The 22,659-nt window shown below is 70.8% G+C and carries 22 protein-coding genes; 10 read left to right on the forward strand and 12 right to left on the reverse strand.

The window, feature by feature from the left end; all coding sequences use genetic code 11:
- Positions 1-3: 3 nt before the first annotated feature.
- From PVT71_RS23510 to PVT71_RS23530, 5 genes are all read right to left on the reverse strand, one after another.
- Positions 4-1,581, reverse strand: coding sequence for a sulfatase-like hydrolase/transferase (locus PVT71_RS23510; RefSeq protein WP_353475947.1), 1,578 nt, complete (start codon positions 1,579-1,581; stop codon positions 4-6).
- Complete coding sequence (locus PVT71_RS23515; protein WP_353475948.1) at positions 1,581-3,518, reverse strand: TRAP transporter fused permease subunit; 1,938 nt, start codon at positions 3,516-3,518, stop codon at positions 1,581-1,583. Before PVT71_RS23515 ends, PVT71_RS23510 begins: the two co-directional genes overlap by 1 nt.
- A 111-nt stretch (positions 3,519-3,629) precedes the next feature.
- A complete protein-coding gene (locus PVT71_RS23520; RefSeq protein ID WP_353475949.1) occupies positions 3,630-4,640 on the reverse strand; it encodes a TAXI family TRAP transporter solute-binding subunit in 1,011 nt (336 codons plus the stop codon).
- Between the two features lie 65 nt (positions 4,641-4,705).
- Complete coding sequence (locus PVT71_RS23525) at positions 4,706-5,677, reverse strand: LysR substrate-binding domain-containing protein (protein WP_353475968.1); 972 nt, start codon at positions 5,675-5,677, stop codon at positions 4,706-4,708.
- Positions 5,678-5,754: 77 nt separating this feature from the next.
- Positions 5,755-6,366 (reverse strand): GntR family transcriptional regulator, encoded by a 612-nt coding sequence (locus tag PVT71_RS23530; RefSeq protein ID WP_353475950.1) that lies wholly within the window; start codon positions 6,364-6,366, stop codon positions 5,755-5,757.
- A gap of 186 nt (positions 6,367-6,552) precedes the next feature.
- Here PVT71_RS23530 and PVT71_RS23535 point away from each other — a divergent pair, with 186 nt between their 5' ends.
- The 5 genes from PVT71_RS23535 to PVT71_RS23555 all read left to right on the forward strand — a co-directional run bounded on the left by PVT71_RS23535 (position 6,553) and on the right by PVT71_RS23555 (position 11,113).
- The gene (locus PVT71_RS23535) at positions 6,553-7,977 is read left to right on the forward strand and encodes a M20 family metallopeptidase (RefSeq protein ID WP_353475951.1); all 1,425 of its coding nucleotides are present in this window, start codon (positions 6,553-6,555) and stop codon (positions 7,975-7,977) included.
- A 20-nt stretch (positions 7,978-7,997) separates the two neighbouring features.
- A complete protein-coding gene (locus PVT71_RS23540; RefSeq protein WP_353475952.1) occupies positions 7,998-8,714 on the forward strand; it encodes an ABC transporter permease subunit in 717 nt (238 codons plus the stop codon).
- Positions 8,715-8,718: 4 nt separating this feature from the next.
- The gene (locus PVT71_RS23545) at positions 8,719-9,453 is read left to right on the forward strand and encodes an ABC transporter permease (RefSeq protein ID WP_353475953.1); all 735 of its coding nucleotides are present in this window, start codon (positions 8,719-8,721) and stop codon (positions 9,451-9,453) included.
- Positions 9,450-10,211 (forward strand): ATP-binding cassette domain-containing protein, encoded by a 762-nt coding sequence (locus PVT71_RS23550; protein ID WP_353475954.1) that lies wholly within the window; start codon positions 9,450-9,452, stop codon positions 10,209-10,211. The genes PVT71_RS23545 and PVT71_RS23550 overlap by 4 nt, the downstream gene beginning before the upstream one ends.
- Positions 10,212-10,273: 62 nt before the next feature.
- The gene (locus PVT71_RS23555) at positions 10,274-11,113 is read left to right on the forward strand and encodes a transporter substrate-binding domain-containing protein (protein ID WP_353475955.1); all 840 of its coding nucleotides are present in this window, start codon (positions 10,274-10,276) and stop codon (positions 11,111-11,113) included.
- An 82-nt stretch (positions 11,114-11,195) separates the two neighbouring features.
- On the opposite strand, the gene dapA is transcribed toward PVT71_RS23555, so the two are convergent.
- From dapA to PVT71_RS23585, 6 genes are read right to left on the reverse strand one after another with little or no spacing between them, the layout of a single operon-like run.
- Complete coding sequence (gene dapA, locus PVT71_RS23560; protein WP_353475956.1) at positions 11,196-12,095, reverse strand: 4-hydroxy-tetrahydrodipicolinate synthase; 900 nt, start codon at positions 12,093-12,095, stop codon at positions 11,196-11,198.
- Positions 12,092-12,760, reverse strand: coding sequence for a dihydrodipicolinate reductase C-terminal domain-containing protein (locus PVT71_RS23565; RefSeq protein ID WP_353475957.1), 669 nt, complete (start codon positions 12,758-12,760; stop codon positions 12,092-12,094). Before PVT71_RS23565 ends, dapA begins: the two co-directional genes overlap by 4 nt.
- Positions 12,760-14,154 carry an aldehyde dehydrogenase family protein gene (locus PVT71_RS23570; protein ID WP_353475958.1) on the reverse strand — a complete coding sequence of 465 codons (1,395 nt, stop codon included), beginning with the start codon at positions 14,152-14,154 and terminating at the stop codon, positions 12,760-12,762. Before PVT71_RS23570 ends, PVT71_RS23565 begins: the two co-directional genes overlap by 1 nt.
- A complete protein-coding gene (locus PVT71_RS23575; RefSeq protein WP_353475959.1) occupies positions 14,151-15,080 on the reverse strand; it encodes a hypothetical protein in 930 nt (309 codons plus the stop codon). The genes PVT71_RS23570 and PVT71_RS23575 overlap by 4 nt, the downstream gene beginning before the upstream one ends.
- Positions 15,077-15,712, reverse strand: a complete 636-nt coding sequence (locus PVT71_RS23580) for an FAD-dependent oxidoreductase (protein WP_353475960.1) — start codon at positions 15,710-15,712, stop codon at positions 15,077-15,079. The genes PVT71_RS23575 and PVT71_RS23580 overlap by 4 nt, the downstream gene beginning before the upstream one ends.
- A complete protein-coding gene (locus PVT71_RS23585; RefSeq protein WP_353475961.1) occupies positions 15,709-16,866 on the reverse strand; it encodes an FAD-dependent oxidoreductase in 1,158 nt (385 codons plus the stop codon). Before PVT71_RS23585 ends, PVT71_RS23580 begins: the two co-directional genes overlap by 4 nt.
- Positions 16,867-17,169: 303 nt before the next feature.
- Here PVT71_RS23585 and PVT71_RS23590 point away from each other — a divergent pair, with 303 nt between their 5' ends.
- The 5 genes from PVT71_RS23590 to PVT71_RS23610 all read left to right on the forward strand — a co-directional run bounded on the left by PVT71_RS23590 (position 17,170) and on the right by PVT71_RS23610 (position 21,577).
- The gene (locus PVT71_RS23590; protein WP_353475962.1) at positions 17,170-18,012 is read left to right on the forward strand and encodes a transporter substrate-binding domain-containing protein; all 843 of its coding nucleotides are present in this window, start codon (positions 17,170-17,172) and stop codon (positions 18,010-18,012) included.
- Between the two features lie 85 nt (positions 18,013-18,097).
- Positions 18,098-18,760, forward strand: coding sequence for an amino acid ABC transporter permease (locus tag PVT71_RS23595; protein ID WP_353475963.1), 663 nt, complete (start codon positions 18,098-18,100; stop codon positions 18,758-18,760).
- Positions 18,761-18,770: 10 nt separating this feature from the next.
- The gene (locus tag PVT71_RS23600) at positions 18,771-19,535 is read left to right on the forward strand and encodes an amino acid ABC transporter ATP-binding protein (RefSeq protein ID WP_353475575.1); all 765 of its coding nucleotides are present in this window, start codon (positions 18,771-18,773) and stop codon (positions 19,533-19,535) included.
- 8 nt (positions 19,536-19,543) lie between these two features.
- Positions 19,544-20,641: a saccharopine dehydrogenase C-terminal domain-containing protein gene (locus PVT71_RS23605; RefSeq protein ID WP_353475576.1), complete on the forward strand. Its 1,098-nt coding sequence runs from the start codon at positions 19,544-19,546 to the stop codon at positions 20,639-20,641.
- Positions 20,642-20,650: 9 nt separating this feature from the next.
- Positions 20,651-21,577, forward strand: coding sequence for a LysR family transcriptional regulator (locus tag PVT71_RS23610; RefSeq protein ID WP_353475577.1), 927 nt, complete (start codon positions 20,651-20,653; stop codon positions 21,575-21,577).
- Positions 21,578-21,596: 19 nt separating this feature from the next.
- Here the strand turns inward: PVT71_RS23610 and PVT71_RS23615 are convergent, their stop codons facing one another.
- Positions 21,597-22,634 carry a LacI family DNA-binding transcriptional regulator gene (locus PVT71_RS23615; RefSeq protein ID WP_353475578.1) on the reverse strand — a complete coding sequence of 346 codons (1,038 nt, stop codon included), beginning with the start codon at positions 22,632-22,634 and terminating at the stop codon, positions 21,597-21,599.
- Between the last annotated feature and the right edge of the window lie 25 nt (positions 22,635-22,659).

Consider the following 22,659-nt stretch of genomic DNA (forward strand, 5'->3'; position numbering starts at 1 on the left):
GGATCAGGCGCGGGCGACGGGCGCCGGGGCGGTCTCGGTATGCACCAGCTCGGCCTGCATCAGCTGCTCGAGCAGCCGCGCCTTGACCGGCGCCGCCTCGGGCGCGTCCCAGAGGTTGTGTAGCTCGTCCGGGTCGGCCTCGAGGTCGTAGAGCTCGCCCCAGCCCAGCCCCTGGAAGACCGAGAGCCGGTGGCGCGTGTCGCGGAAGCTGTGCACGTTGGGGCAGACGCCGAGCCCGTCCATCCGTGCCTGGTGCGCGTACTGGATGAGCACGCCGTCGGGGGCGGTGGCCGCCGACATCAGGTCGCGCCCCTGCATGCCCCAGGCCTGCTCGATCCGCGCCCGTTCGAGGATGGTGGCGCCGATGTCCAGCGTCTGGCCGAGCCGGTCGCTGCGGGTGCCCTGGGCTCCCTGCGGGTCGGCCCAGACGAAGGGCACGCGGGTGATCTGCTCGTATTGCTCGGAGCCTTTGAAGAGCAGCCGGTGGTCGCCGAGGTGGTCGCCGTGGTCCGAGGTGAAGATGGTCACGGTCTCGCCGCCGCGCCCGGTGTCCGCGAGCGCGCCCTGCACCCGGCCGACCGCGTCGTCGATCATCGTGACCATGCCGCAGGTCAGCGCCTGCGCCTCCTGCGCCTCGCGCGCCGAGCAGCCGATGGCGTTCATGCCCCTGAGGTTGGCCTTGCCGTCTTCGCGCGCGCCCAGAACCCCCGCCACGTGCGGCGGCGGTGTCCAGTCGTTCGAGGTGAAGGCGACGGGCACCGGCATGTCGTCGGGGCTGTACATGTCCCAGTACTCCCCCGGCGGGTTGAACGGGTGGTGCGGGTCGGGCCAGCTGACCATCAGGAAGAAGGGACGGTCGCTGTCCTTCCTCGCCTCGAGCCATGCGCAGGCGCGCTCGGCAATGTAGGAGGTCGAGTAGAGCTCGGCCGGGATCGCCGTGCGCACCGCCTGCGGGCAGGTATAGTCGTGCGGCAGCTGGTTCTCCTCGCCGATGAGCGCGCCCGCGTCCGGCTCGCGCTCCAGAAGCCAGCGCGTGTAGTCGCCGCCGACGTGGTCGCCATGGCCGGTGACCAGCTCGACATGGTTGAAGCCGTAGAAGGGCACGGGCACGGCGGGCATCTCGCCCGACCAGAAATCCGGCTCCTCGACGCGGTAGACGGGGGTGGCGAAATCGTTGCGCACCGCCTCGCTCAGCTCGCCGTTGGCCTTGTAGTAGCCGGGGCGCGCCTCGGGCGGGGTCAGCACGGGGGCAATGCCGGTGAAGGTCTGCAGGTGGCTCTTGCCGATCAGCGCCGTGTCGTAGCCCGCGTCGCGCAGCAGCTCGACGAAGGTCACGTTGCGCTGCGACAGCGGGATGCCGTTGAAGCGCACGCCGTGGCCCGAGGGCATGCGCCCGGTCATCAGGCTGGCGCGGTTGGGCATGCAGACGGGGCTCGCCACGTAGAACCGGTCGAAGGCGGTGCCGCGCGCCGCCATGGCGTCGATGTTCGGCGTGCGCACGATCGGGTGGCCGTAGCAGCCGAGGAAATCGGCGCGGTGCTGGTCCGTGATGAACAGGATGAAGCTGGGACGGTCGGACATCAGAGGGCCTCGGCAATCTGGAGTTTGGCGCTTCGCCGCCAGACGGCGAGCGCGGTGCCCAGACCCAGCGCGGCAAGGCCGGCGAGCACGTGGGGCGACAGGAGGGTGAAGGCGCAGGCAAGGCGCAGCAGGCGCTCCCAGATCGGCAGGCGCTGCCTGTCGAAGCCGATGAGCGCGCTCGACGCGAGGTAGAGCGAGGCCGCCAGCGTCAGCAGCGAGAAGGCGACGAAGCCGAACGAGGCATTGGCGGCGGCCTCGGTGCCCAGCAGCAGCGCCGGGTTGTAGACGAAGGCGAAGGGCACGAGGAAGATCATCGCGCCGATCCGCGTCGCCTCGACCGCCGTGCCGATCGGCTTGCCATGCGATATCGAGGCGGCGGCATAGGCGGCGATGGCCACCGGCGGGGTGATCACCGAGGCGACGCCGAAGAAGAAGACGAACATGTGCGCGGTCAGCAGCTCGACGCCGAAGCCGGTGAGCGTGGGGCCCATGACCGCGACGATGGCGATGTAGGCGGGCAGCGTCGGCATGCCCATGCCGAGCACGATGCAGCCCGCGGCGGCGATCAGCAGGGCGGCCATGAGCGAGCTGCTCGCGGCATTGGCCAGCAGCACGGCGAATTTGGTCGGGATGCCCGTGGCGTTCAGCGTCGAGACCACGAGGCCGACCATGGCGATGGCGATGGCGAGCTGCGCGACGGTCTTGCCGCCCTCGGCCAGCGCCTCGACCAGCTTCCACGGCGCGCGGCGGATCGCGGGGTTGATGAGGCTCATCGGGAAGAGCAGGAAGATCGCCGCGATCGAGGCACCGGCGGGCGACAGGCCCGAGACCAGCAGCCAGACGATCAGCGCGATCGGCCCGAAGACCAGCGCGAGGTTGATCCAGTCCTGCCCGCTCGGCGGCTCGAGCGCCTCGTCTTCCGCGCGCGCGGTGATGCCGAGCTTCTCGGCCTCGAAGAAGACCGCGAGGAAGAGGCTGACGTAATAGGCGATGGCCGGGATCAGCACGGCGAGGATCACCGCGAGGTAGCTGACGCCGACGATGTCGGCCATGACCAGCGCGGCGGCACCCATGATCGGCGGCAGGATCTGCCCGCCGGTGGAGGCGGCGGCCTCGACCGCCCCGGCGAAGTTGTTCGAGAAGCCGCGGCGGCGGATCATCGGGATGGTGACGACGCCGGTGCCGACGACGTTGGCCACGGCGCTGCCCGAGACGGTGCCGAAAAGCGCCGAGGCCGAGATCGCCGCGTAGGCCGGGCCGCCGCGGAAGCGGCGCATCAGGTGGAACGAGATGCGGATCATCGAGCCGCCCGCGCCGCAGCCTTCAAGAACGGCGCCGAGGATGATGAAGGGCAGCACGGTCGAGAGCACAATGCCCATGATGTTGCCGAGGATGCCCTGGCTCGCGTCGTACCAGGTGTTCTGGGCGATGAACTCGTTCAGGTCGCCGACGATGGTCTGGAAGACCCCCGGCCAGTGGGGGCCGGTGGCGAGATAGGCGAAGACCACCGCGCCGAGGATGGCGATGGGTGCGCCCCAGAGCCGCCAGCAGGCGATGATCGAGAGCACGGCGGGGATCGTCGCCATCCAGGCCTCGCGCGCCGTGAAGAACATGAAGCTGTCCTTCAGCACCATCGAGACCTGGTAGTAGTCCCAGGACACCCAGCTCATCAGCCCGAGCGCCACGGCGTAGCCGACCAGGTGGAAGACCGTGAGCCGGTCCTCGCGGGCGAGGCGCAGCGCGTCCCAGATCAGGAAGCTGAGGAAGCACAGCCAGTAGAACAGCGGCCGGAACCAGTCGAGCTCGAACGGCCCGACGCGCGGCAGCACGCCGTAGGTGGGCAGCACGTTGGCAAGCCCGACGAGGGCGATGAGCAGTCCAACGGCAAGACCTGCCCGGTGCAGGGTCTTCACCCTGCGTGCGATCGACTCTGTCATGAGATCTCCTCCCGGCCCGGCTCGGGCCCTGCGCCGCGTGGCGGCGGTGCCCCGGCCCTCGATCCGGGCCGGGTGCGGTTCGTCCGGCCCGCGTCGGGGCCGCTCTCCTGGTCAGTCTGCCTTCAGCGCGTCCGGGATCGTGATGCCCCGTTCCTCGTAATAGCGCGCCGCGCCTGGGTGGACCGGCATGTTCGCCCCGGCGAAGGGATCCTCGGTGTTCAGCGCCGCGAGCAGCGCGTTGGCCGCCTGCATCTTGTCGAGGTTCTCGAAAAAGGACCTGGTGAGCGCGTAGGCGGCCTCGTCCGAGAGATCCTTGTTCGCGCCCATCATCATCACCGCGACCATGATGTTCTGGTCCGCGTCGCCGTTGACCTGGCCCTGGTAGGTGCCGGCCGGCACGACGTCGGTGCGCACCGCCTGATCGACGAGGTAATCCGCCCAGCCGTCGCCCGCGACGACCTCGTCCGGCACGCCGATGATGCGGATCTCGCGCTGCAGGCTCAGCTCCTGGATCGACTGCTGCCCGACGGCGGCCGACATCACGAACATGTCGAACTGGCCGTCCTGGAAGGCCTGGCTCGAGGCTTCCCAGGGCAGGCGGATGCCCTCGTAATCGGTGCCGTCCTCGAGCCCGCCCGAGGCCTCGCGCACCATGCCGCGGACCTGGTTGGCGGCCGCACCGGCGGGCGGGCCGACGTAGACGCGCTTGCCCTTGATGTCGTCCCAGCTCTCGATGCCGCTGTCGGCCCAGACGATGGGATGGAACGAGCCGCCCGGGAAGGTGAAGAGCATCCGCAGGTTGCCGGCCAGCGCCTTCGCCTGGTCGGCGGTCTTTTCGTAGGGCCCGACCCCGCGTGCCATCGCGCCATAGGCGGGAGGCGGCACGACGGCGAGATCGAGCTGGCCGGCGCCGACCTTCATCACCGAGCGGGTCAGCACCTGTCCGAGCGAGACCTGCAGATCATATCCCGCCTCGGCGGTGAACTGCGCCCAGGTCTGCGGCACCATGCCGGTGAGCGAGGCGCTGCCGCCGCCCTCGATGCCCAGCGTCTCGGCCTGCGCGGCGAGCGCGCTGCCCGCGAGCACGGTGGCCACCGTCATGAATTTCAGGGTCTTGAACATCCGCTCTCCTCCAGTTCGGATCTCTCCTCTGGGGCCGGAGACTATATCCTGCACGTGAGAATGACCTATTCCTTCTCGGCCTGATCCATACCAAATTCGGTATGAATCGGCGCGCGGGACAGGCGCTCGCGGCACATCGCGAGGAGCCGGCGCAGCGCCGGGCCCTCCGGCGTACCGGGCACGGTCGTCAGCCCCACCGGCCCCTTCAGCGCGTCGTCCGAGATCGGCAGGATCACCAGTTCGCCCGCCGCACGGGCGTCGGCGACCAGCGCCTCGACCGTCACGACGACATGGGTCGCGGCGCGGATGGTCTTGAGGTTGAACCCCGCATCCACCGACTCGATCGCGAAGTCCGGCGCCACGAAGCCGCTCTTGACCAGAAAGCGCTCGAGCTCCTGCCGGATGATCGTGCCCGGGATCGGCACCAGCATGGGTTGCTCCAGCATCAGCCCGAGGTCGATCCTCGCCCCCGGCTGCGCGAGCGGATGCTCGGTCCCGACCGCAAAGACGATCGACTCGTCGTAGAGGTGCTGGAAGCTGAGTCCGTGCATGGCGGTGGAATCCGACAGCCGCCCGATCACCACGTCGAGCGCCCCCTGCCGCAGCCGTGCCAGCAGCTCGGCGTTGGAGCCCGAGACGACGCGCACCGTGGTGTGCGGATAGAGCTGCTGGAAGTCCTCGACGATCCCCGGCAGCGACAGGCCGCAGACATTCGGCAGCGCCCCGATCCGCAGCAGCTCGCGGCTGCCGCCCATGTCCTGCGTCGCCTGCAACCCCTCGGTGAGCAGCGCCATCGCCGCCTCGGCGGAATCGAAGAGCTTGCGGCCATGCACGGTCAGCACCGCGCCACGCTGCGAGCGGTCGAAGAGCGTGACGTCGAGCGTCGTCTCGAGCTCGCGGATCGAGCGCGAGACGGCGGGCTGGGTCAGCCCCAGCACATCCGCGGCGGCCATGAAGCTGCCGCGCCGCGCGACCTCGAGAAAGCAGCGGACCTGACGGAAGCGGAGCCGCGCCAGCAGGCGTGATGGATTTTCGATGGCGCGCCTCCCCGTCGCGAGTTGCCTTCATCTAGCCGCTTCGCCGGCGCCGCGCCAAGGCCCGGCGCCGGCGCGGCTCAGTCGGCGCGCTGCAGGATGTGGTCGCGGATCAGCCCGGCCAGCGCCGCGCCGTCGCGCGCCCGCACCGCCGCGACCATGTCGAAATGCTCGCGCGCCGAGCGCTCGATGCGCGAGCGGTCGAGCCATTGCGAGGCCGGGGCCGGCGAGGTGCGCATCCTCAGGTCGTCGACCAGCGCCACCATCGACGGGTTGCGGGCACAGCCGAGCAGCTCGCGGTGGAAGGCAAGGTTGGCATCATAGAGCAGGTGGAACGGCCCGTTCACCGCGATCCGCTCGAAATCCGCGGCGAGCCGGCCGAGCTCGGTCACCTGCGCCTCGGCGGCATTGCGGCAGATCGCCTCGGCGAAACCGGTCTCGATGGCGACGCGGATGTCGAGCACCTGGTCCGCTTCTTCGGTGTCGGCCGGGTGGACAGAGTAGCCGCGGTTCTTCTCGTGGCGGATCAGCCGCCGCCCGGCGAGCGTCTCGAGCGCCTTGCGCACCGGCGCGCGGCCGACGCCGTAGCGCTTCTGCAGGTCGACCTGCTTGAGCCACGAGCCCGGCGTGAACAGCCCCGCGCGCAGGTCCTGCGCCAGCCGTTCGGTGATCTTCTCGGCGTCTTCTGACATGTCCTGCCCCTGTCCCCTCTCCCGTATCTACCCGATGCCCCGTGGCGAGGGAATCGCTTCGTGGTGCCGTGCAAGCTCTCCGCAGCCTTGCCGTTTTCAGATTGCACAAACTTCGATCTTGCAATGTCACCAAAATTGGCACCAATAATACAGCCAATATCAGGCAGGACCACGAAGGCAATCATTATGACCGCCAGCAACACCGACAGCATCTGGCCCCATGTGGACGCGCGGGAGGCGGCGTTCTGCGCCCTGTCCGACCGCGTGTGGGAGATGCCGGAGACCAATTTCGCCGAAGTCCGCTCCTGCGTCGAACACGCCGAGATGCTCGAGGCCGAGGGCTTCCGCGTCACCCGCGGCGTTGCCGGGCTGCCGACCGCGGTGATGGGCGAGGCCGGCAGCGGCGGGCCGGTGATCGCGATCCTCGGCGAGTACGACGCCCTGCCCGGCCTCAGCCAGAAGGCGGGCGTGGCCGAGAAGTCCCCGCTGCAGCAGGGCGCGCCGGGCCATGGCTGCGGTCACAACGTGCTGGGCGCGGGCTCGATGCTGGCGGCCGCCGCGCTGAAGGGCTGGCTCGAGGAGACCGGCCGCCCCGGCCGGGTGCGCTATTACGGCTGCCCCGCCGAGGAGGGCGGCTCGGGCAAGGGCTTCATGGTGCGCGACGGGCTCTTCGACGACGTCGACGTGGCGATCTGCTGGCACCCCGCGCCGCTTGCCGCGGTCAACACGCCGATCTCGCTGGCCTGCAACGAGATCCTCTTCGAGTTCGAGGGCAGGTCCTCGCATGCCGCCGCCGCGCCGGAACTCGGGCGCTCGGCGCTCGACGCGGTCGAGCTGATGAACGTTGGCGTGAACTTCCTGCGCGAGCACATGGTGGACTCGGCGCGCATCCACTACGCGATCACCGATGCCGGGGGCCACGCGCCCAACGTCGTGCAACCCTACGCCGCGGTGCGCTACCTGATCCGCGCGCGCGAGCTCGACGAGCTGCTGCCGCTGGTCGAGCGGGTGCGCAAGGTCGCCGAGGGCGCGGCGCTGATGACCGGCACCACGGTGCGTGACCGCGTCCTCTCGGGCGACGCCAACCTGATCGGCAACACGCCGCTGGAAGAGCTGATGCACGCCCAGCTCGAACGGCTGGGACCGCCCGCCTTCGACGCCGAGGACCACCGTTTCGCCGAGGAAATCCGCAAGACGCTGACCCCCGAGGAGATCCGCGCCGCCTTCAAGCGCTTCGGCGTGGCGCCGCGCATGGACCTGCCACTCTGCGACTTCATCGCGCCGCTCACCCAGGGCCAGGGCGGCGGCGTCGGCTCCACCGATGTCGGCACCGTCAGCTGGGTCGTGCCCACCGTGCAGGTGCGCGGCGCGACCTATGCCATCGGCACGCCGGGCCATTCCTGGCAGCTCGTGGCGCAGGGTCAGTCCGGCATCGCGCACAAGGGCATGGTCCATGCCGCCAAGGTGATGGCCGCCACCGCCAAGGCGGTGATCGAGGACCCGGCGCAGCTTGCCGCCGCCAAGGCGGATTTCGAGCGCCGCCGCGACGGCCGGCCCTTCGTCAACCCGCTGCCCGACGACGTGGCGCCGGACCTGCCGGTTCCGGCCTGACCCCCAAGCGAGAGCCGATCATGGACCGACCCGGATTCTTCGAGCTTATGAGCTTCGGCCCCGATGGCTGGGCCCCCGCCCTGCTGCAGGCGACGCTGATGACCCTCGCCGTCGCCGGCACGGGCTACCTGATCGGCGGCACGCTCGGCGCGCTGCTGGCCTGGGCCAAGCTGCGCGGCGGGCCGGTGCTGCGCGGCATCGCGGGGACCTACACCACCGTGCTGCGCGGCATCCCCGACCTCCTGGTGATCTACCTCTTCTACTTCGGCGGCTCGATGATGCTGACCGAGCTCATGCGCGGTCTCGGCCACGAGGGCTTCTTCGACCTGCCCGGCTTCGCGGCAGGGGCGATGGCGATCGGCGTCGTCTCGGCGGCGCAGCACGCCGAGGTCTTCCGCGGCGCCTACCGCGCTGTGAACCCCGGCGAGATCGAGGCCGCCTGCGCCATCGGCATGTCGCGCGCCACGATGTTCCGCCGCATCGTGCTGCCGCTGACCGCCCGCCACGCGCTGCCCGGCATGGGCAACGTCTGGCAGATCACCCTGAAGGAAAGCGCACTGGTCTCGGTCACCGGGGTCGTCGAGCTGCTGCGCCAGGCGCAGATCGGCGCCGGCTCGACCCGCCAGCCCTTCTACTTCTTCTTCGCCGCGGCGGTGCTCTTCCTCGTCGTGACCTGGGGCTCGGGGCTGATCCTCGGCCGCGCCGAGCGGCACTTCAACCGCGGGCTGCAGAGGTAACCTCATGGACTTTCCCTTCCTCTGGCAGACCGTGCGCACGCTCTCGGCCGGGATCCCGCTGACGCTGCTGCTGGCCACGCTCTCGGTCTCGATCGGCGTCGTGATCGCCATTGCCATCGCCTCGGCCCGGCTCTGGGGGCCGCTCTGGCTGCAGCGGGCCGCGCGGTTCTACATCTTCGTCTTCCGCGGCACGCCGCTGCTCGTGCAGATGTTCCTGATCTACTACGGGCTCGGCCAGTTCGACGCGGTGCGCAGCAGCCCGCTCTGGCCGGTGCTGCGCGAGCCCTTCTGGTGCGCGATCCTCGCGCTGGCGCTGAACACCGGGGCCTACGGCTCCGAGATCGTGCGCGGCGGGCTGCAGTCGGTCGGCCACGGCCAGCGCGAGGCGGCCATCGCCTGCGGCATGTCGCCCTGGCTCGCCTTCCGCCGCATCGTGCTGCCGCAGGCGGTGCGCCAGGCCCTGCCCGCCTATGGCAACGAGCTGATCCTGCTCTGCAAGGCCACCTCGCTGGCCTCGATGATCACCCTGATGGAGATCACCGGCCTCGCCGCCAAGCTGATCTCGGACACCTACCGGGTGATCGAGGTCTTCGCCGCCGCGGGCACGATCTACCTCGCGATCAACTTCGTGCTGACCCGCATCGTGGCCTTTGCCGACCACCGCCTGACCGCGCATCTGCGCCCGGTCAGCGCTGCCAAGACCGCGACCGACACCCGCCTGACAGGAGCCAAGCCATGACCTCTCCCGCCATCCGCCTGCGCGGCCTGCGCAAATCCTTCGGCGCGAACGAGGTGCTGCGCGGCGTCGATCTCGAGGCGCGGCAGGGCGAGGTGGTCTCGATCCTCGGCTCCTCGGGCTCGGGCAAGTCCACCATGCTGCGCTGCATCAACCTGCTCGAGACGCCCTCGGGCGGCGAGGTCTGGATCGGCGACGAGCGCATCGAGCTGGTCACCGACCGCGCCGGGAAGTCGAAACCCGCCGACCCCGTGAAAGTGCAGAAGCTGCGCGCGCGGGTCGGGATGGTGTTCCAGTCCTTCAACCTCTGGTCGCACAAGACCGTGCTCGAGAACGTCATGGAGGCGCCGGTCCACGTGCTCGGCCGCTCGAAGGACGAGGCGAAGGACGAGGCGCTCGCCTTCCTCGACAAGGTCGGCATCGCCGCCAAGCGCGACGCCTATCCCGCGCAGCTTTCCGGCGGCCAGCAGCAGCGCGCCGCGATCGCCCGCGCGCTGGCCATGCACCCCGACGTGATGCTCTTCGACGAGCCGACCTCGGCGCTCGACCCGGAACTGGTGGGCGAGGTGCTGCGGGTGATGCGCGGCCTCGCCGAGGAGGGCCGTACCATGCTCGTCGTCACCCACGAGATGGGCTTTGCCCGCGACGTCTCGAACCGCGTCGTCTTCCTGCACGAGGGCCAGATCGACTGCGAGGGCAGCCCGGCCGAGCTTTTCGGCGGCGGCGGCTCCGAGCGTTTCCAGCGCTTCGCCACGACCTGACCGGCGCCGCGCCCCGATTAGACCAGCAACAGACCAACCAAAGACCAACAAGGGAATACACAATGAAAAAGACCGTCATCGCCGCTTCGCTCGGCCTTGCCGCCATCGCCGCCAGCGCCGAGGCCAAGGACTGGACCCACGTCACCATCGCCACCGAGGGCGCCTTTGCGCCGTGGAACTTCACCGAGGCTGACGGCACGCTGACCGGCTACGAGGTCGATCTCTACAAGGTGCTCTGCGAGCGGATGGAGGTCGAATGCACCCTCGTCGCGCAGAACTGGGACGGCATCATCCCCGGCCTGCTCGCGGGCAAGTACGACGCGATCATGGCCGGCATGTCGGCCACTGAGAAGCGCGAGGAGGTGATTTCCTTCTCGCAGCCCTACGGCTCCACCGGCCAGACCTTCGGCGTGCTCAAGGGCAGCGATCTCGAGCAGCTGCCGCTGAAGGGCGAGCTCTTCAACCTCGCCAACAACCCCGAGGGTGCGGCCAAGGCGATCGAGGAGATCCGCCCGCTGCTGAAGGGCAAGACCATCGGCGTGCAGAGCTCGGCGATCTCGGCCCGCTTCATGCAGGAGACCTTCGGCGACGAGCTGACCATCCGCGAGTACAAGGCGACCGAGCAGCATGACCTCGACCTGCTGGCCGGGCGCATCGACGCGGTGATCGCTTCGCCCGCCTACCTGATGACGGCCATCGAGGAGCCGGCCAACGCCGAGATGACCATGGCGGGTCCGCGCTTCCAGGGCGGCATCCTCGGCCGCGGCTCCTCGGTCGGCATCCGCAAGGAGGACACCGAGCTGCGCGCGATGTTCGACAAGGCGCTGGACTCGGTGAAGGCCGACGGCACCACCAAGGCGCTGTCCGAGAAGTGGTTCGGCTTCGACGTGACGGTCTACTGACCGGCGCGCCGCACCGCTGGAACGGTGGAAGGGACCCGGGCCGCGCCCGGGTCCCTTTTGCATCTGGCGGCTCTGCGCCCCGTCAGCTGGCCAGCGCCATCGCCGGAGCCACCAGCCGCTCCATCGCCGCCCGCCCCGCCGCGGAGACCGGCGTCAGCGGCAGGCGCAGGCAGTCCGAGATGAGCCCCTCCCGCGCGAGCATGTGCTTGACCGGAGCGGGGCTTGCCTCGACGAACATCGCCTCGGCGAGCGGCACGAGCGCCTCGTGCAATTCCAGCGCCTCGTCCAGCCGGCCCTCGGCCCAGGCCCGGTGCAGCGCGACGCAGAGCTCGGGGCGCCAGTTCGACAGGACCGAGGTCAGCCCGCGCGCGCCGAGCGCGTAGAAGGGCAAGGCCAGCCCGTCATCGCCGCATTGCACGACGAACTCCGGCCCCGCCGCGGCGCGCAGCGCGGTGACCCGCGCCGGATCGCCCCCCGCCTCCTTGATCGCGACGATGTTGGCGTGGCGTTGCGCCAGCACCGCCGCCGTCCCCGGCGCCACCGAGATGCCGGTGCGCCCCGGCACCGAGTATAGCATGACATCGCAGGCCACCGCCTCGGCGACCGCGCCGAAATGCGCGATCAGCCCCTCCTGCGAGGGCTTGTTGTAATAGGGGGTGATCAGCAGCACGCCGTCGGCACCCGCCTCGGCGGCGCGGCGGCTGGCGGCGATGGTGGTCCCGGTCACATTGCAGCCGGTCCCGGCGAGCACGTAGGCCCGCCCCTCGGCGCGGGCCACGGTGCGCTCGATCACCGCGAGCGCCTCGTCCTCGGTCAGCGTCGCCGCCTCGCCGGTGGTGCCCACGGGCACGAGCCCGGCGATGCCCGCCGCGAGCTGCCGGTCGAGCAGGCGGTCGAAGGCGGTCCAGTCGATGCCGCCCTCCAGGGTGAAGGGCGTGACCAGCGCGGTGAAGACACCGTCGAAGCGTTGGGGAACGGTCATTGCAGGCTCCTGAACATGTCGGTTGGAGAATAAAGCCCCGCCGGCCGGCCGATCAGCCAGCGGGCGGCGGCCAGCGCACCGGCCGCATAGGCGGCGCGGGACTGGACGGTGAGGGTGAGGTCGATCCGGCTCACGCCGAGATCGAGGGTGACGGTGTTGATGCCGGGCGTGTCGCCGACCCGGCCGATCTCGGTCTCCGGGCGGCGCGCGGCGGTGGTGAGCGCCCGCACGAGGTCCTGCGTCGTGCCCGAGGGGGCGGGCTTCTTCGCCGCGTTGTAGACCTCGCCGACGATCAGCCCCGCGCCGGGAAGCGCCGCGGCCAGCGCCCGGGCGGCGCTGCGGAACGGCTCGAAGCCGAGCGTGAAGTTGGGCGCGACCAGCAGCGGCCGTTCGACCGCGGCGGCGGCGATGCGGGCGGCGCCCGCCTCGTCGAAGCCGGTCGTGCCGATCACCACGGGCAGCGGGTTTCCGGCAAGCGCGTCAAGCAGCGCGGCGGTCCCCTGCGGAGAGGAGAAGTCGATGACGACCTCCCCCGAGAACCGCGCGCCGGGAAGGTCGCCGCGCCCGCCGATCGCCTCGCCGAGCTGCAGGTCGCCCGCCTCGGCGATCTGCGCCACCAGCGCCGCGCCGACCTTGCCGCGCGCGCCGTGAACCACGACCCGCATCAGTCGATCACCACGCGGGTCTCGGACATCTCGCGCAGCGCGATGCGCACGCCCTCGCGCCCGAGGCCCGAGCTCTTGATGCCGCCGAAGGGCACGTGCTCGGCGCGGAAATCCGGTCCCTCGTTGACCATGATGCCGCCGACCTGCAACCCGCGCGACAGCGCGCGGATCGCCGCGTGGTCATTGCTGAAGATCCCGGCCTGCAGGCCGAACTCCGTGGCGTTGATCTCTTCCATCGCCGCGTCGAGGTCGCGGAACGGGCGGATCGCCAGCACCGGGCCGAAGGTCTCCTCGCCGATCAGCCGCGCGTCGAGGGGCACGTCGTCGATCACCGTCGGGGCGATCAGGTTGCCCTCGCGCGTGCCGCCGGCGAGCAGCCGCGCGCCGAGCGCCTGTGCCTCCTCGAGCCGCAGCATGATCTCGGCCGCCGCGGCGGCGTCGATCACCGGCCCCATCTGGGTCTCTGCCGCGGCCGGATCGCCGAAGCGGTGCCGCGCCACCTTGTCGAGGAGGAGCCCGGTGAACTCCGCCCGCACCGCCTCGTGCACGTAGAGCTTCTTGACCGCGGCGCAGCTCTGCCCGGCGATCTCGTAGCGGTGGCCGACGGCGGTCGCGGCGGCGGCCTCGAGATCGGCGTCGGGCAGCACGAAGAGCGGATCGTTCCCGCCCAGTTCCATCAGGCAGCGCACCAGCCCCGAGGCGCGCTTGAGCGAGAGCCCGGCGACGGGGCCGCCGGTGAAGGACAGAAGGTCGATCGGCGACTGCGCCAGCGCCGTGGCCGCCGCCGCCCCGCCGTGGACGACCTGCACGAGGTCGCGCGGGAAGCCCGCCTCCTCTGCCAGCCGCACCAGCTGCCCGGCGACGAGCGGCGCCTTGGGCGAGGGCTTGACCACCACGGCGTTGCCCGCGGCGATGGCCGGCCCGAGCTTGTGGCAGAGCAGGTTGAGCGGGTAGTTGAACGGGGTGATCGCGGCCACGGTCCCGGTCGGCACGTAGGTGATCACCGCCTGCCGGTTCGCGCCGCCCTCGATCACCGCGCAGTTCAGCACCTCGCCGTCGAGGAAGGACACCGCCTCGCCCGAGAGCCGCAGCGTGTTGACCGCGCGGCGGGCCTCGTTGCGCGCCTCGGTGATCGTCTTGCCCATTTCCGCGCAGATCGTCGCGGCGAGGCTCTCGCGGTCCCGGCTGACCAGATCGGCGAGCCGGTCGAGCAACGCCCGGCGCTCGTAGGGCATGGAGGACCGGAACGCCGCGGCGGCCCGGCGCGCGCGCAGCACGGCGGCGCGGATCTCGCGCTCGGGCGTCTCGGCAACCTGTCCGACGAGCGCGCCGGAATAGGGGTTTCTCACCTCGATCTCGGCGGCGGCGGCGATGTGGGGGGCGGGAATGGTCATGTGGGTTGTCCTTCGGAAGGGTCAGGGGCCGCGTCCCGGTCGGGGGCGGCAGAGAGGAGGTCGGCGATCGCCACGGGCGCGAGCGGCCAGCGGGCGGCACCGGGAGGGGATGCGGGCGGGGCGGCGGGGTCGGCGGCGGTGGCGCGCGCCACCCATTCGCCGCAGAAGCGCCCCTGGCAGGGGCCCATCCCGATGCGGCCGAGAAGGCGCAGCTCGCGCGGTCGCGGGGCATCGCCGAGATCGCGCAGATCGGCGAGCGTACGCCCCTCGCAGCGGCAGAGCACCGTGTCGCCGGGTAGCCCGGCGAGCCGGTCCATGCCGTCATGGGCATAGATCGCGGCAAGCCGCCGCTGCGCCTCCCGCTCGCGGGACAGGGTCTTCGAGCCGATCGGAGCCGGCGCGCCGCCGTCCCTCAGGGCTTGGGCCAGCGCGATGCCGCCGGCGCGTCCCGAGGCAAGCGCGGCGCGGGCGCCGAGCACCTCCGCGCAGTCGCCGAGCGTCAGCACCGGCAGCGCGGCGCAGCCCGTCACGCCAATATCGTTCGGGCGCAGCCCGTCGTGCAGGCCGACGCGGTCCGCGAGGATCCGGCGGGATCCGGCGGGGCCATCGACGATCACCTCGAGCGCGCCGCCTTCCGCCCGGATCTCGCGAACGTCGCTGCGGGTGAGGATCGGGACACGGGCGCGCAGGAGCGTCGCCATGTATCCCGCGGCCTCGCGCAAGTAGGAGAGCGGCAGGCCGAGCCCGAGCCGCACCCGGCCGAAGGGCGCGCCGTTCTCGATGATCGCGACCGGGGGATTTCCGAGCCGCGCCATCTGCGCCGCGACCGCCAGCAGGAGCGGGCCGCTGCCCGCCAGCACGACCCGGCCGCCGGGGGCGCGGGCCTGCGTCTTCAGCTCGATCTGCAGCGCGCCGGCGGTGGTCACGCCGGGCAGCGTCCAGCCGGGCCGGGGCGCACCGCCTCGCGCGCGCCGAGCGCGAGGACGACGGCGGCAGGGCGCATGAGGCGGTTCACTCCGCCGCCCAGCAGTGCGGTGCCGCCGTGGTCGAGCCCGGCGAAGCGCGTCTCGAAGGCCCAGTCGATCGGCAGCGCTTCCGCCTCGGCGATCAGCCGGTCCCAGCGCGCGGCATGCGACGAGATCGCGGCGCGACCGGGCAAGGGCTGGCGATGCACGGCGCCTCCGGCACGCGGCGCGCGGTCGATCACCAGCACCCTCTGGCCCGCCCGGGCAAGCTCGACCGCGGCGCCGACACCGGCAAGCCCCGCGCCGACCACGAGGATCTCGCGTTCAGTCATGGCAGATCTCCTGCGCGCTGCTGTGTTCCGGCGCGACGCGCAGACCCGGGGTGCAGGGGTGAGGCAGGCCTCGGCGCTGCGGCCTGCGACCTCGACGAGGCACATCTGGCACTGGCCGATGCCGCAGAAGACGGCGCGGGCCGTGCCGGTCGGGCCCGGGCCGAACTCGGCGATGCCGGCGCGGCCGAGGGCATGGGCGACGCTCTCGCCCGGCGCGAAGGGCAACGGCTGGCCGCGCCAGTAGAAGATGTCTCCGCTCATCCGGCAGTCTCCCGCACCCGGGCGAACCGATCGGGGGAGAGCGCCGCCATGTCCTCGGCGAGGCCCGCGGTCGGCGGCTGGCCCATCGCCAGCCGGGCGACCTCGCGCCCGATCATGGCCGAGAGGCAGATGCCGTCGCCCTCGAACCCCGTCGCCAGCGTCACGCGCGACTGGCCCGGCGCCGGTCCGACGATCGGCAGCCCGTCGCTGACCGCCGCCCGGACACCGGCAAATGCGCGGATGACGCGGCGCGCCCGCAGCGCGGGCCAGGTCTGCGCGGCACGGCGCATCAGCTTCTGCAGCGTCGCGAAATCGACGCGGCCCGGATCGCCATGCGCCTCGCGGGTCGAGCCGACGAGGTACTGGCCCGTGGTCAGCGGGTCGATCACCACCGGGGGATAGGGAAGCACGTCGGGATTGGTGGTCTTCGCCAGCAGGTAAGCGGCCGAGGTCAGCGCCCCGGGCAATGCGCCGACCGGACCCCGGTCCGTCACGAAGAGCTGGCCCGCGCGCGGCGCGACGGGCATCGCCGGAAAGAGCCCGCGCGTCGACACGCCAAGCGCCGCGACGACCCGCGGGGCGGAGAGCCGCGCCGTGCCGAGATCGACGACGACCCCGCCCCCGGTCTCGTGCAGGGCCTGCACCCGGGCGGGCCAGATCCTGTCGATGCGCCGGTCCTCGAGGTAGCCCGCGACGGCCGCGTAGCCGGGCATATGGCCCTCGCCGCCCAGCTCGACCAGCCGCTCGATGCCCGCGCCGGTGCCGGGAAGCCGGTCCGGGCCGCCGTCGCGGCGCAGGGTCACCGCGCTGCCGAGCGAGTCCAGCTTGGCGATAAGATCGTCGATCGCGCCGCACTCGGCCCCGCCGCTGCCGAAGATGTAGCTCGGGCGCGGATGGTAGCGCCCGGTGAGCGGCCCTCCCGCCGCCAGGTCCCGCGTGTAGAGCAGCGAGGCGGTGGCGAGGCGGGCCAGCGGCCCGGGCTTCTTGGACGCCACGGACACCGCGCCGTCGGAGGCGCCGGAAGCCGCGGCCGCCGGTCCCTCCGCGTCGACCAGCGCGACGCGGAGCCCCGCCCGTGACAGGTGCCACGCGCTCGACGCCCCGACGACGCCGGCGCCCAGCACGATCGCATCATATCGGCCCAGATCGTCCAAGTTTCTCTCCTGACCCTGAAATCCTGCGATCAGGCTAGGAGAGCGCCAGCGCGGCCACGACATAAAGATACGTCGGTCACTTACAAATATTCTTGAAATAGGACGGCGGTGCGCCGTCTATTCGCGGCACGATACAAATCACCCCGGAACACCTCCAACCTTATTAGGAAGTGACCCAACTGATCTTGTATTGAACGGCGACCGGAAACGGGCTGACCTGAGGCGGCAGTCCCGAGGCCGACGATGTCTTCCGGCGAGGGGACCCGGACAAGAACCAGAACAAATTCCAGCACGGAGCGTGACATGACTTTTCTGAAATCCCTCGCCGGCGGCCTCATGGCCGCGGCGCTCTCCCTCGGCGTGGCCGCCGGTGCCGCGCAGGCCCAGGACACCTCGGTCGTCGAGCAGATCCGCGACCGCGGCACCCTGCGGATCGCCGGCATCCTCAACGAGGACCCGTATTTCTCGAAGGACCCCCGCACCGGCGAGTGGCGCGGCTTCGCCATCGAGATGGGCCGCGACATGGCGGCGACGCTCGGCGTCGAGCTCGAGGTCGTCGAGTCGAGCTGGGCCAACTCGGTGCTCGACGTGCAGTCGGGCAAGGTCGACCTCGCCTTCGCGCTGACCGCCCTGCCGACCCGGTCGCTGTCGGTCAGCTTCTCCAACCCGACCTACTACAACTCCTTCGTGATGATCTCGCCCAAGGAGGAGCTGAAGGGCCTCGGCTGGTCCGAGCTGAACGACCCGAAATACACGATCGCGGTCGACCTCGGCTCGGCGCAGGACCTGATCACCCAGCAATACCTGCCGAAGGCCACCGTGCTGCGCTTCAAGACCCGCGACGAGGCGGTGCTGGCGTTGACCACCGGCAAGGCCGACGCGGTGATCAACACCGCGCTCAACGGCATGGTGATGACCAAGAAGAACGCCGCCCTCGGCAAGGTCTTCATTCCCCAGCCGGTGCTCTCCTCGCCCTCGGTGATCGGCATGAACCTCGGCGCGGATCCGACCTGGAAGGGCTTCGTCTCGGCCTGGGCCGACTACAACCGCCGCGTCGGCAACAACCAGTCCTGGATCCTGAAGGGGCTCGAGCCCTTCGGCTTCACGCGCGACGACCTGCCCGAAGGCTTCGACGTCAACGGCTGACCCCTCCTTGCGGAAGGCCCGTGCGGCCTTCCGCCCCTTCCCGCGCGCCTGAGGCGCCAGACTTCCCATGCAGGAGACGCACCGCATGTATCACTGGGACTTCTACACGGTCCTGCAGTCCTTCGATCTGTTCCTGATGGGGATCTGGACGACCTTCCTCTACACCGTCGGATCGATCTCGATCGGCATCGTGGTTGGGCTTGCAACCTGTTTCGCGCGCATGTCGCCCCGGGCGCCGCTCCGACTGGTCGCCCGCGCCTACCAGGAGCTGTTCCGCTGCACGCCACTGCTGGTGCAGATCCTGTGGGCCTATTACGCGCTGCCGATGGTGCTCGGGATCTCGATCTCGAACACGATGGCCGGGCTGCTCATGCTCTCGCTCTACGTCGGCTCGTTCTACGCCGAGATCTTCCGGGGCGGCATCCTCGCCATCGACAAGGGCCAGCGCGAGGCCGCCCACGCGGTCGGCATGTCCGGCGGCCAGGCGATGCGCCACATCATCCTGCCGCAGGCGGTGAAGAAGATGCTGCCCGCCTTCATCAACCAGTCGGTGGTGCAGGTGAAGAACACTTCGCTGCTCTACGCGATCTCGATCGCCGAACTCACCTACATGACCTCGGTCGTGAACTCCGAAACCTATCGTCCGCTCGAAGCCTATTCGCTGGCAGCCGTGCTCTACTTCGTGATGCTCTTCCCGCTCACCCAGGTGGCCGACTACTTCGAGCGCCGGATGCGCCGCAGTGACTGAGGAGCGTGCCATGACCCAATCCCACGACCCCGTCATCCGCCTGCGCGGCCTGCGCAAGAAATTCGGCAGGCTGGAGGTGCTCAAGGGGATCGACCTCGACCTGCATCGCGGCGAGGTGCTGAGCGTGATCGGCCCCTCGGGCTCGGGCAAGTCGACGCTGATCCGCTGCCTGAACCTGATGGAGGAGCCGAGCAGCGGCGAGTTCAGCTTCAAGGGGCGCGCGGTCTCGCCGAGGTTCCGGGTGAAGGAGCCGGGCATCGGCGCGGGCGAGCTGCGCCGCCGCGTCGGCATGGTGTTCCAGCATTTCAACCTGTTCCCGCACCTGACCGTCCTCGAGAACATCACCAAGGGCCCCTGCATCGTGCTGCGCGAGGACCGCAGGGCGGCGGAGGAGCACGCGCTTTCGCTGCTGGCCGAGGTCGGGCTTGCCGACAAGGCGCAAGCCTATCCCGCGCATCTCTCGGGCGGGCAGAAGCAGCGCGTGGCGATCGCCCGGGCGCTGGCACTGCGCCCCGAGGTGATGCTCTTCGACGAGCCCACCTCGGCGCTCGATCCCGAGCTGGTCGGCGAGGTGCTGGCGGTGGTGCGGCGCCTGGCCGAGGGCGGCATGACCATGGTCCTCGTCACCCACGAGATGGGTTTCGCCGCCGATGTCGCGAGCCGCGTCCTCTTCATGGAAAGCGGCATGGTCGCCGAGGCGGGCAGCCCGGACGAGATCCTGCGCGCGCCGAAATCCGAACGTCTGCAGGGCTTTCTCGCCCGCTTCCACGCCTGAGGCCGCCAATGGAAAAGCTTGTCATCCTCGGGGCCGGGCGGATCGGGCGGCGCATCGCCGAGCTCGTCTCCTCGCGCGCACGGCCGGTGCTGGTCGATCACGACACGGCAAAGCTCGATGCCGCCGAGGCAAGGGGGCTGGCGGTCGCACCCCTGCCCTTCGACCTGCCGCGCGACTGGCTGCGGCGCGAGCTGGCGGGCGCCTCGGCGCTGGTCGCGGTCGACCCGTTCCTGCCCCCGTCCGAGCTGGTCCGCCTCTGTTGCGAGGCCGGTTGCCACTACCTCGACCTGCAGGAGCGCGACGACGCGGCGCGCGACGTCGCGATCGCCGCCGAGGGCGCACCCGCCGCGCTGCGCTTCGTCCCGGGCTGCGGGCTGGCGCCGGGCTTCGTCACCGCCCTGCTGGCGGAGGAGATCGCCCGCTCCCCGGCCAGCGCCGAGATCACCGCCTATGTCGGGGTGCTGCCGCTGCACCCGGCGAACCGGCTCGGCTATGCCGACATCTGGGGCGTGTCCGGGCTGATCCAGGAATACACCCGCCCGGTGCTCGAGCTGCGGGACGGCGCGCTGGCGCAGGGCGCGCCGCTCGGCGGGCTGGAGACGCTCACGCTCGACGGGATCGCGCTCGAGGCCTTCAGCACGGCGGGCAGCATCGACGCGCTGGCCCGGCGGCACGAGGGCGCGCTGCGCGGGCTGGCGTTCAAGACCCTGCGCTACCCGGGGCATTGCGACTACATGCTCTTCCTGCTCGACGATCTGGGCCTGCGGCAGCAGCTGCGGCGCCTGTCGAGCCTGCTGATGACCTCGCTTCCCGCGACCGAGGCGGACCGGGTGACGATCGCGCTGCGCATCGTCGAGACGCCCGGCGCGGAGCCGCGGTGGCGCAGCTGGCACCATCTTGCCGCGCCCGGCCCGGACGGCGAGCTGCGCTCGGCCATGGCGACGCTGGCGGCGGCGCACGTAATCGCCACGTGGGACCACCTGCGCACGGCGCCCGGAGAGGTGCCGGTGCTCATGCCGGGCGACGTGCCGCTCGCGCGCTTGCAGCAGAGCCCGGCCTTTGCTTTTCTGGCCCCCGAGGCGGCGGCAGCCAGCCGGTCGGCCTGAGGGAGCGCGATGGCGGAACGGGAATTCAACGACGGTCCTGTGGGCTCGACCCGGCGCCAGCCGAAGGTCGACATCGCGCTGCTGCAGACCTTTCACCTCGTGGCGCGGACCGGCTCGTTCTCGGCAGCCGCGCGCGAGCTAAACCTCTCGTACCAGTCCGCCGCCAACCACGTGCGGCGGCTCGAGCAGATGTATGGCGCAAGGCTGATCGAGACCGAGCAGGGCTCGCGCCGCATCACCCTAACCGCGCAGGGCAAGGCGCTTCACGCCTCGCTCGGCGAGGAACTGGACACCATCCTGTCGCGGATCTCGGTGCTGCTGCACGACGTGCGCTCGGTGCTGAGGGTCGGCGTGCCGCAGGCGCTGTTCCACCACTTCTTCCCCGGCATCCTGCGGGATTTCCGCGCCGAGGCGCAGGACATCGACCTTGCCTTCTTCGAGCGCGACACGCTGCTCGAGTCGATGATGCTCGATGGTGCGCTCGATGCGGCGGTCAGCGAGCGCAGCTTCAACCAGCCCGCGATCGCCCAGCACGAGCTCGGCAGCTACCGGCTGGCGCTGGTCTGGCCGCGCGCCTGGGAGATCGACGTGGCGGGCGGCGGGTTCGAGGCGGTCATCGACCGGCCCTTCATCAGCTACGAGGCCGGGCAGGCGCTGCGCACGCGCTCGGTCGAGTACCTGACGCGCCGGACGGGACGGGTGCCGCACGTGGCGACCTCGGCCTCGGGCAGCACGGCGGTGACGCAGCTGGTGCGCGCCGGGCTCGGCTTCGGCGTGACGCCGGACTGGGCGGTGCCCGATGACGACCCGCAGCTCGACCGGGTGATCCTGCACGAGATCGAGCCGGTGAAGATCTGGTTCTCGCACACCGCCTTCCTCGGATCGAACCGCTACGTGCGCCTGCTGCGGCAGGTCTGCGAGGCCCACCTGGGCTGATCCGGGTGGATCGCGCCCGCTACGCGGACCTGCGCTCGACGATCTCGAAGCCGAGGTCGATCACCGAGGTCTCGGTCGGCTCGCCGCGGAGCCGTGCCAGCATCGCCTGCGCCGCGGCGCGGCCGAAGGCGGCGAGATCGACCCGCACCGTGGTGATGCCGGGCTCGACCGCGTCCGAGAATTCCTGGTCGCCGAAGCCCAGCACCGCGATCTGCCCCGGCACGTCGAGCCCGCGCGAGCGCGCCTCGATCATCACGCCATGCGCCAGCAGGTCGGACGAGCAATGCACCAGCCCGCCGGTGAAGCCCTGCTCGAGCAGCCCGCGCAGCCCGGCACGCCCGTTGGCGAGCGTCGCGGGGGCGTCGAAGAGCATCTTGTGCGCCGGGCTTCCGCCGGTGCGCTCCCATTCGCGCACGAAGGCCTCGCCCCGGCGCCGGGCGCGCTCGTCCCCGGCCGAGACCACGCCCACCTGCGCATAGCCCTTGCGCCGCGCGAACTCGGCCGCGGCGCGGCCGGTCTCGGCGTGGTTGAAGCCGACGCAGAAGTCGATCGGGCTGTCGGTGATGTCCCAGACCTCGGCAACGGGGATCTCGGCGGCGAGCAGCATCCGCCGCGCCTGCGCGCTGTGGTGGATGCCGGTGAGGAACATCGCGTCGGGCCGCCGCGACAGGTGCGCCGCGATGAGCTTCTCCTCCTCCTGCGCGTTGAAGCCGGTCTCCGACAGCAGGATCTCGTAGCCCTCGCGGCGCATCTCCTCGGAGAAGGCCTTCACCATCGAGGAGTAGACGATGTTGGTGATCGTCGGCACGAGCGCCGAGATCAGCATCGACTTGCTCGAGGCCAGCGCGCCGGCCAGCGCGTTGGGCACGAAGCCGGTCTGGGCGATCGCTTCGCGTATCTTCGCCATCGTTGCCGGCGAGACCTTGGAGGGATCCGACAGCGCGCGCGACACCGTCACCTGGCTCACGCCGGCGATCCGTCCCACCGTTTCCATGGTCACGCCGCGGCCCTGCCCCTTGCGGGCGGACCGCGGCTTTTTCACTTGATCATCGTTCATCGTGCGCATTTTCGGTCCCCCGATG

Origin of the sequence: Salipiger sp. H15 (genome assembly GCF_040409955.1) — a bacterium.
GTDB lineage: Bacteria > Pseudomonadota > Alphaproteobacteria > Rhodobacterales > Rhodobacteraceae > Salipiger.

Bases quoted from the DNA above. Each gene is read 5' to 3' on its own strand.
- PVT71_RS23520 (WP_353475949.1), bottom strand. From the start codon at position 4,640: ATGTTCAAGACCCTGAAATTCATGACGGTGGCCACCGTGCTCGCGGGC.
- dapA (WP_353475956.1), bottom strand. From the start codon at position 12,095: ATGACCGTTCCCCAACGCTTCGACGGTGTCTTCACCGCGCTGGTCACG.
- PVT71_RS23610 (WP_353475577.1), top strand. From the start codon at position 20,651: ATGGCGGAACGGGAATTCAACGACGGTCCTGTGGGCTCGACCCGGCGC.
- PVT71_RS23550 (WP_353475954.1), top strand. From the start codon at position 9,450: ATGACCTCTCCCGCCATCCGCCTGCGCGGCCTGCGCAAATCCTTCGGC.
- PVT71_RS23595 (WP_353475963.1), top strand. From the start codon at position 18,098: ATGTATCACTGGGACTTCTACACGGTCCTGCAGTCCTTCGATCTGTTC.
- PVT71_RS23580 (WP_353475960.1), bottom strand. From the start codon at position 15,712: ATGAGCGGAGACATCTTCTACTGGCGCGGCCAGCCGTTGCCCTTCGCG.
- PVT71_RS23565 (WP_353475957.1), bottom strand. From the start codon at position 12,760: ATGCGGGTCGTGGTTCACGGCGCGCGCGGCAAGGTCGGCGCGGCGCTG.
- PVT71_RS23555 (WP_353475955.1), top strand. From the start codon at position 10,274: ATGAAAAAGACCGTCATCGCCGCTTCGCTCGGCCTTGCCGCCATCGCC.
- PVT71_RS23540 (WP_353475952.1), top strand. From the start codon at position 7,998: ATGGACCGACCCGGATTCTTCGAGCTTATGAGCTTCGGCCCCGATGGC.
- PVT71_RS23600 (WP_353475575.1), top strand. From the start codon at position 18,771: ATGACCCAATCCCACGACCCCGTCATCCGCCTGCGCGGCCTGCGCAAG.
- PVT71_RS23530 (WP_353475950.1), bottom strand. From the start codon at position 6,366: ATGTCAGAAGACGCCGAGAAGATCACCGAACGGCTGGCGCAGGACCTG.
- PVT71_RS23510 (WP_353475947.1), bottom strand. From the start codon at position 1,581: ATGTCCGACCGTCCCAGCTTCATCCTGTTCATCACGGACCAGCACCGC.
- PVT71_RS23570 (WP_353475958.1), bottom strand. From the start codon at position 14,154: ATGACCATTCCCGCCCCCCACATCGCCGCCGCCGCCGAGATCGAGGTG.
- PVT71_RS23590 (WP_353475962.1), top strand. From the start codon at position 17,170: ATGACTTTTCTGAAATCCCTCGCCGGCGGCCTCATGGCCGCGGCGCTC.
- PVT71_RS23615 (WP_353475578.1), bottom strand. From the start codon at position 22,634: ATGAACGATGATCAAGTGAAAAAGCCGCGGTCCGCCCGCAAGGGGCAG.
- PVT71_RS23515 (WP_353475948.1), bottom strand. From the start codon at position 3,518: ATGACAGAGTCGATCGCACGCAGGGTGAAGACCCTGCACCGGGCAGGT.
- PVT71_RS23535 (WP_353475951.1), top strand. From the start codon at position 6,553: ATGACCGCCAGCAACACCGACAGCATCTGGCCCCATGTGGACGCGCGG.
- PVT71_RS23545 (WP_353475953.1), top strand. From the start codon at position 8,719: ATGGACTTTCCCTTCCTCTGGCAGACCGTGCGCACGCTCTCGGCCGGG.
- PVT71_RS23605 (WP_353475576.1), top strand. From the start codon at position 19,544: ATGGAAAAGCTTGTCATCCTCGGGGCCGGGCGGATCGGGCGGCGCATC.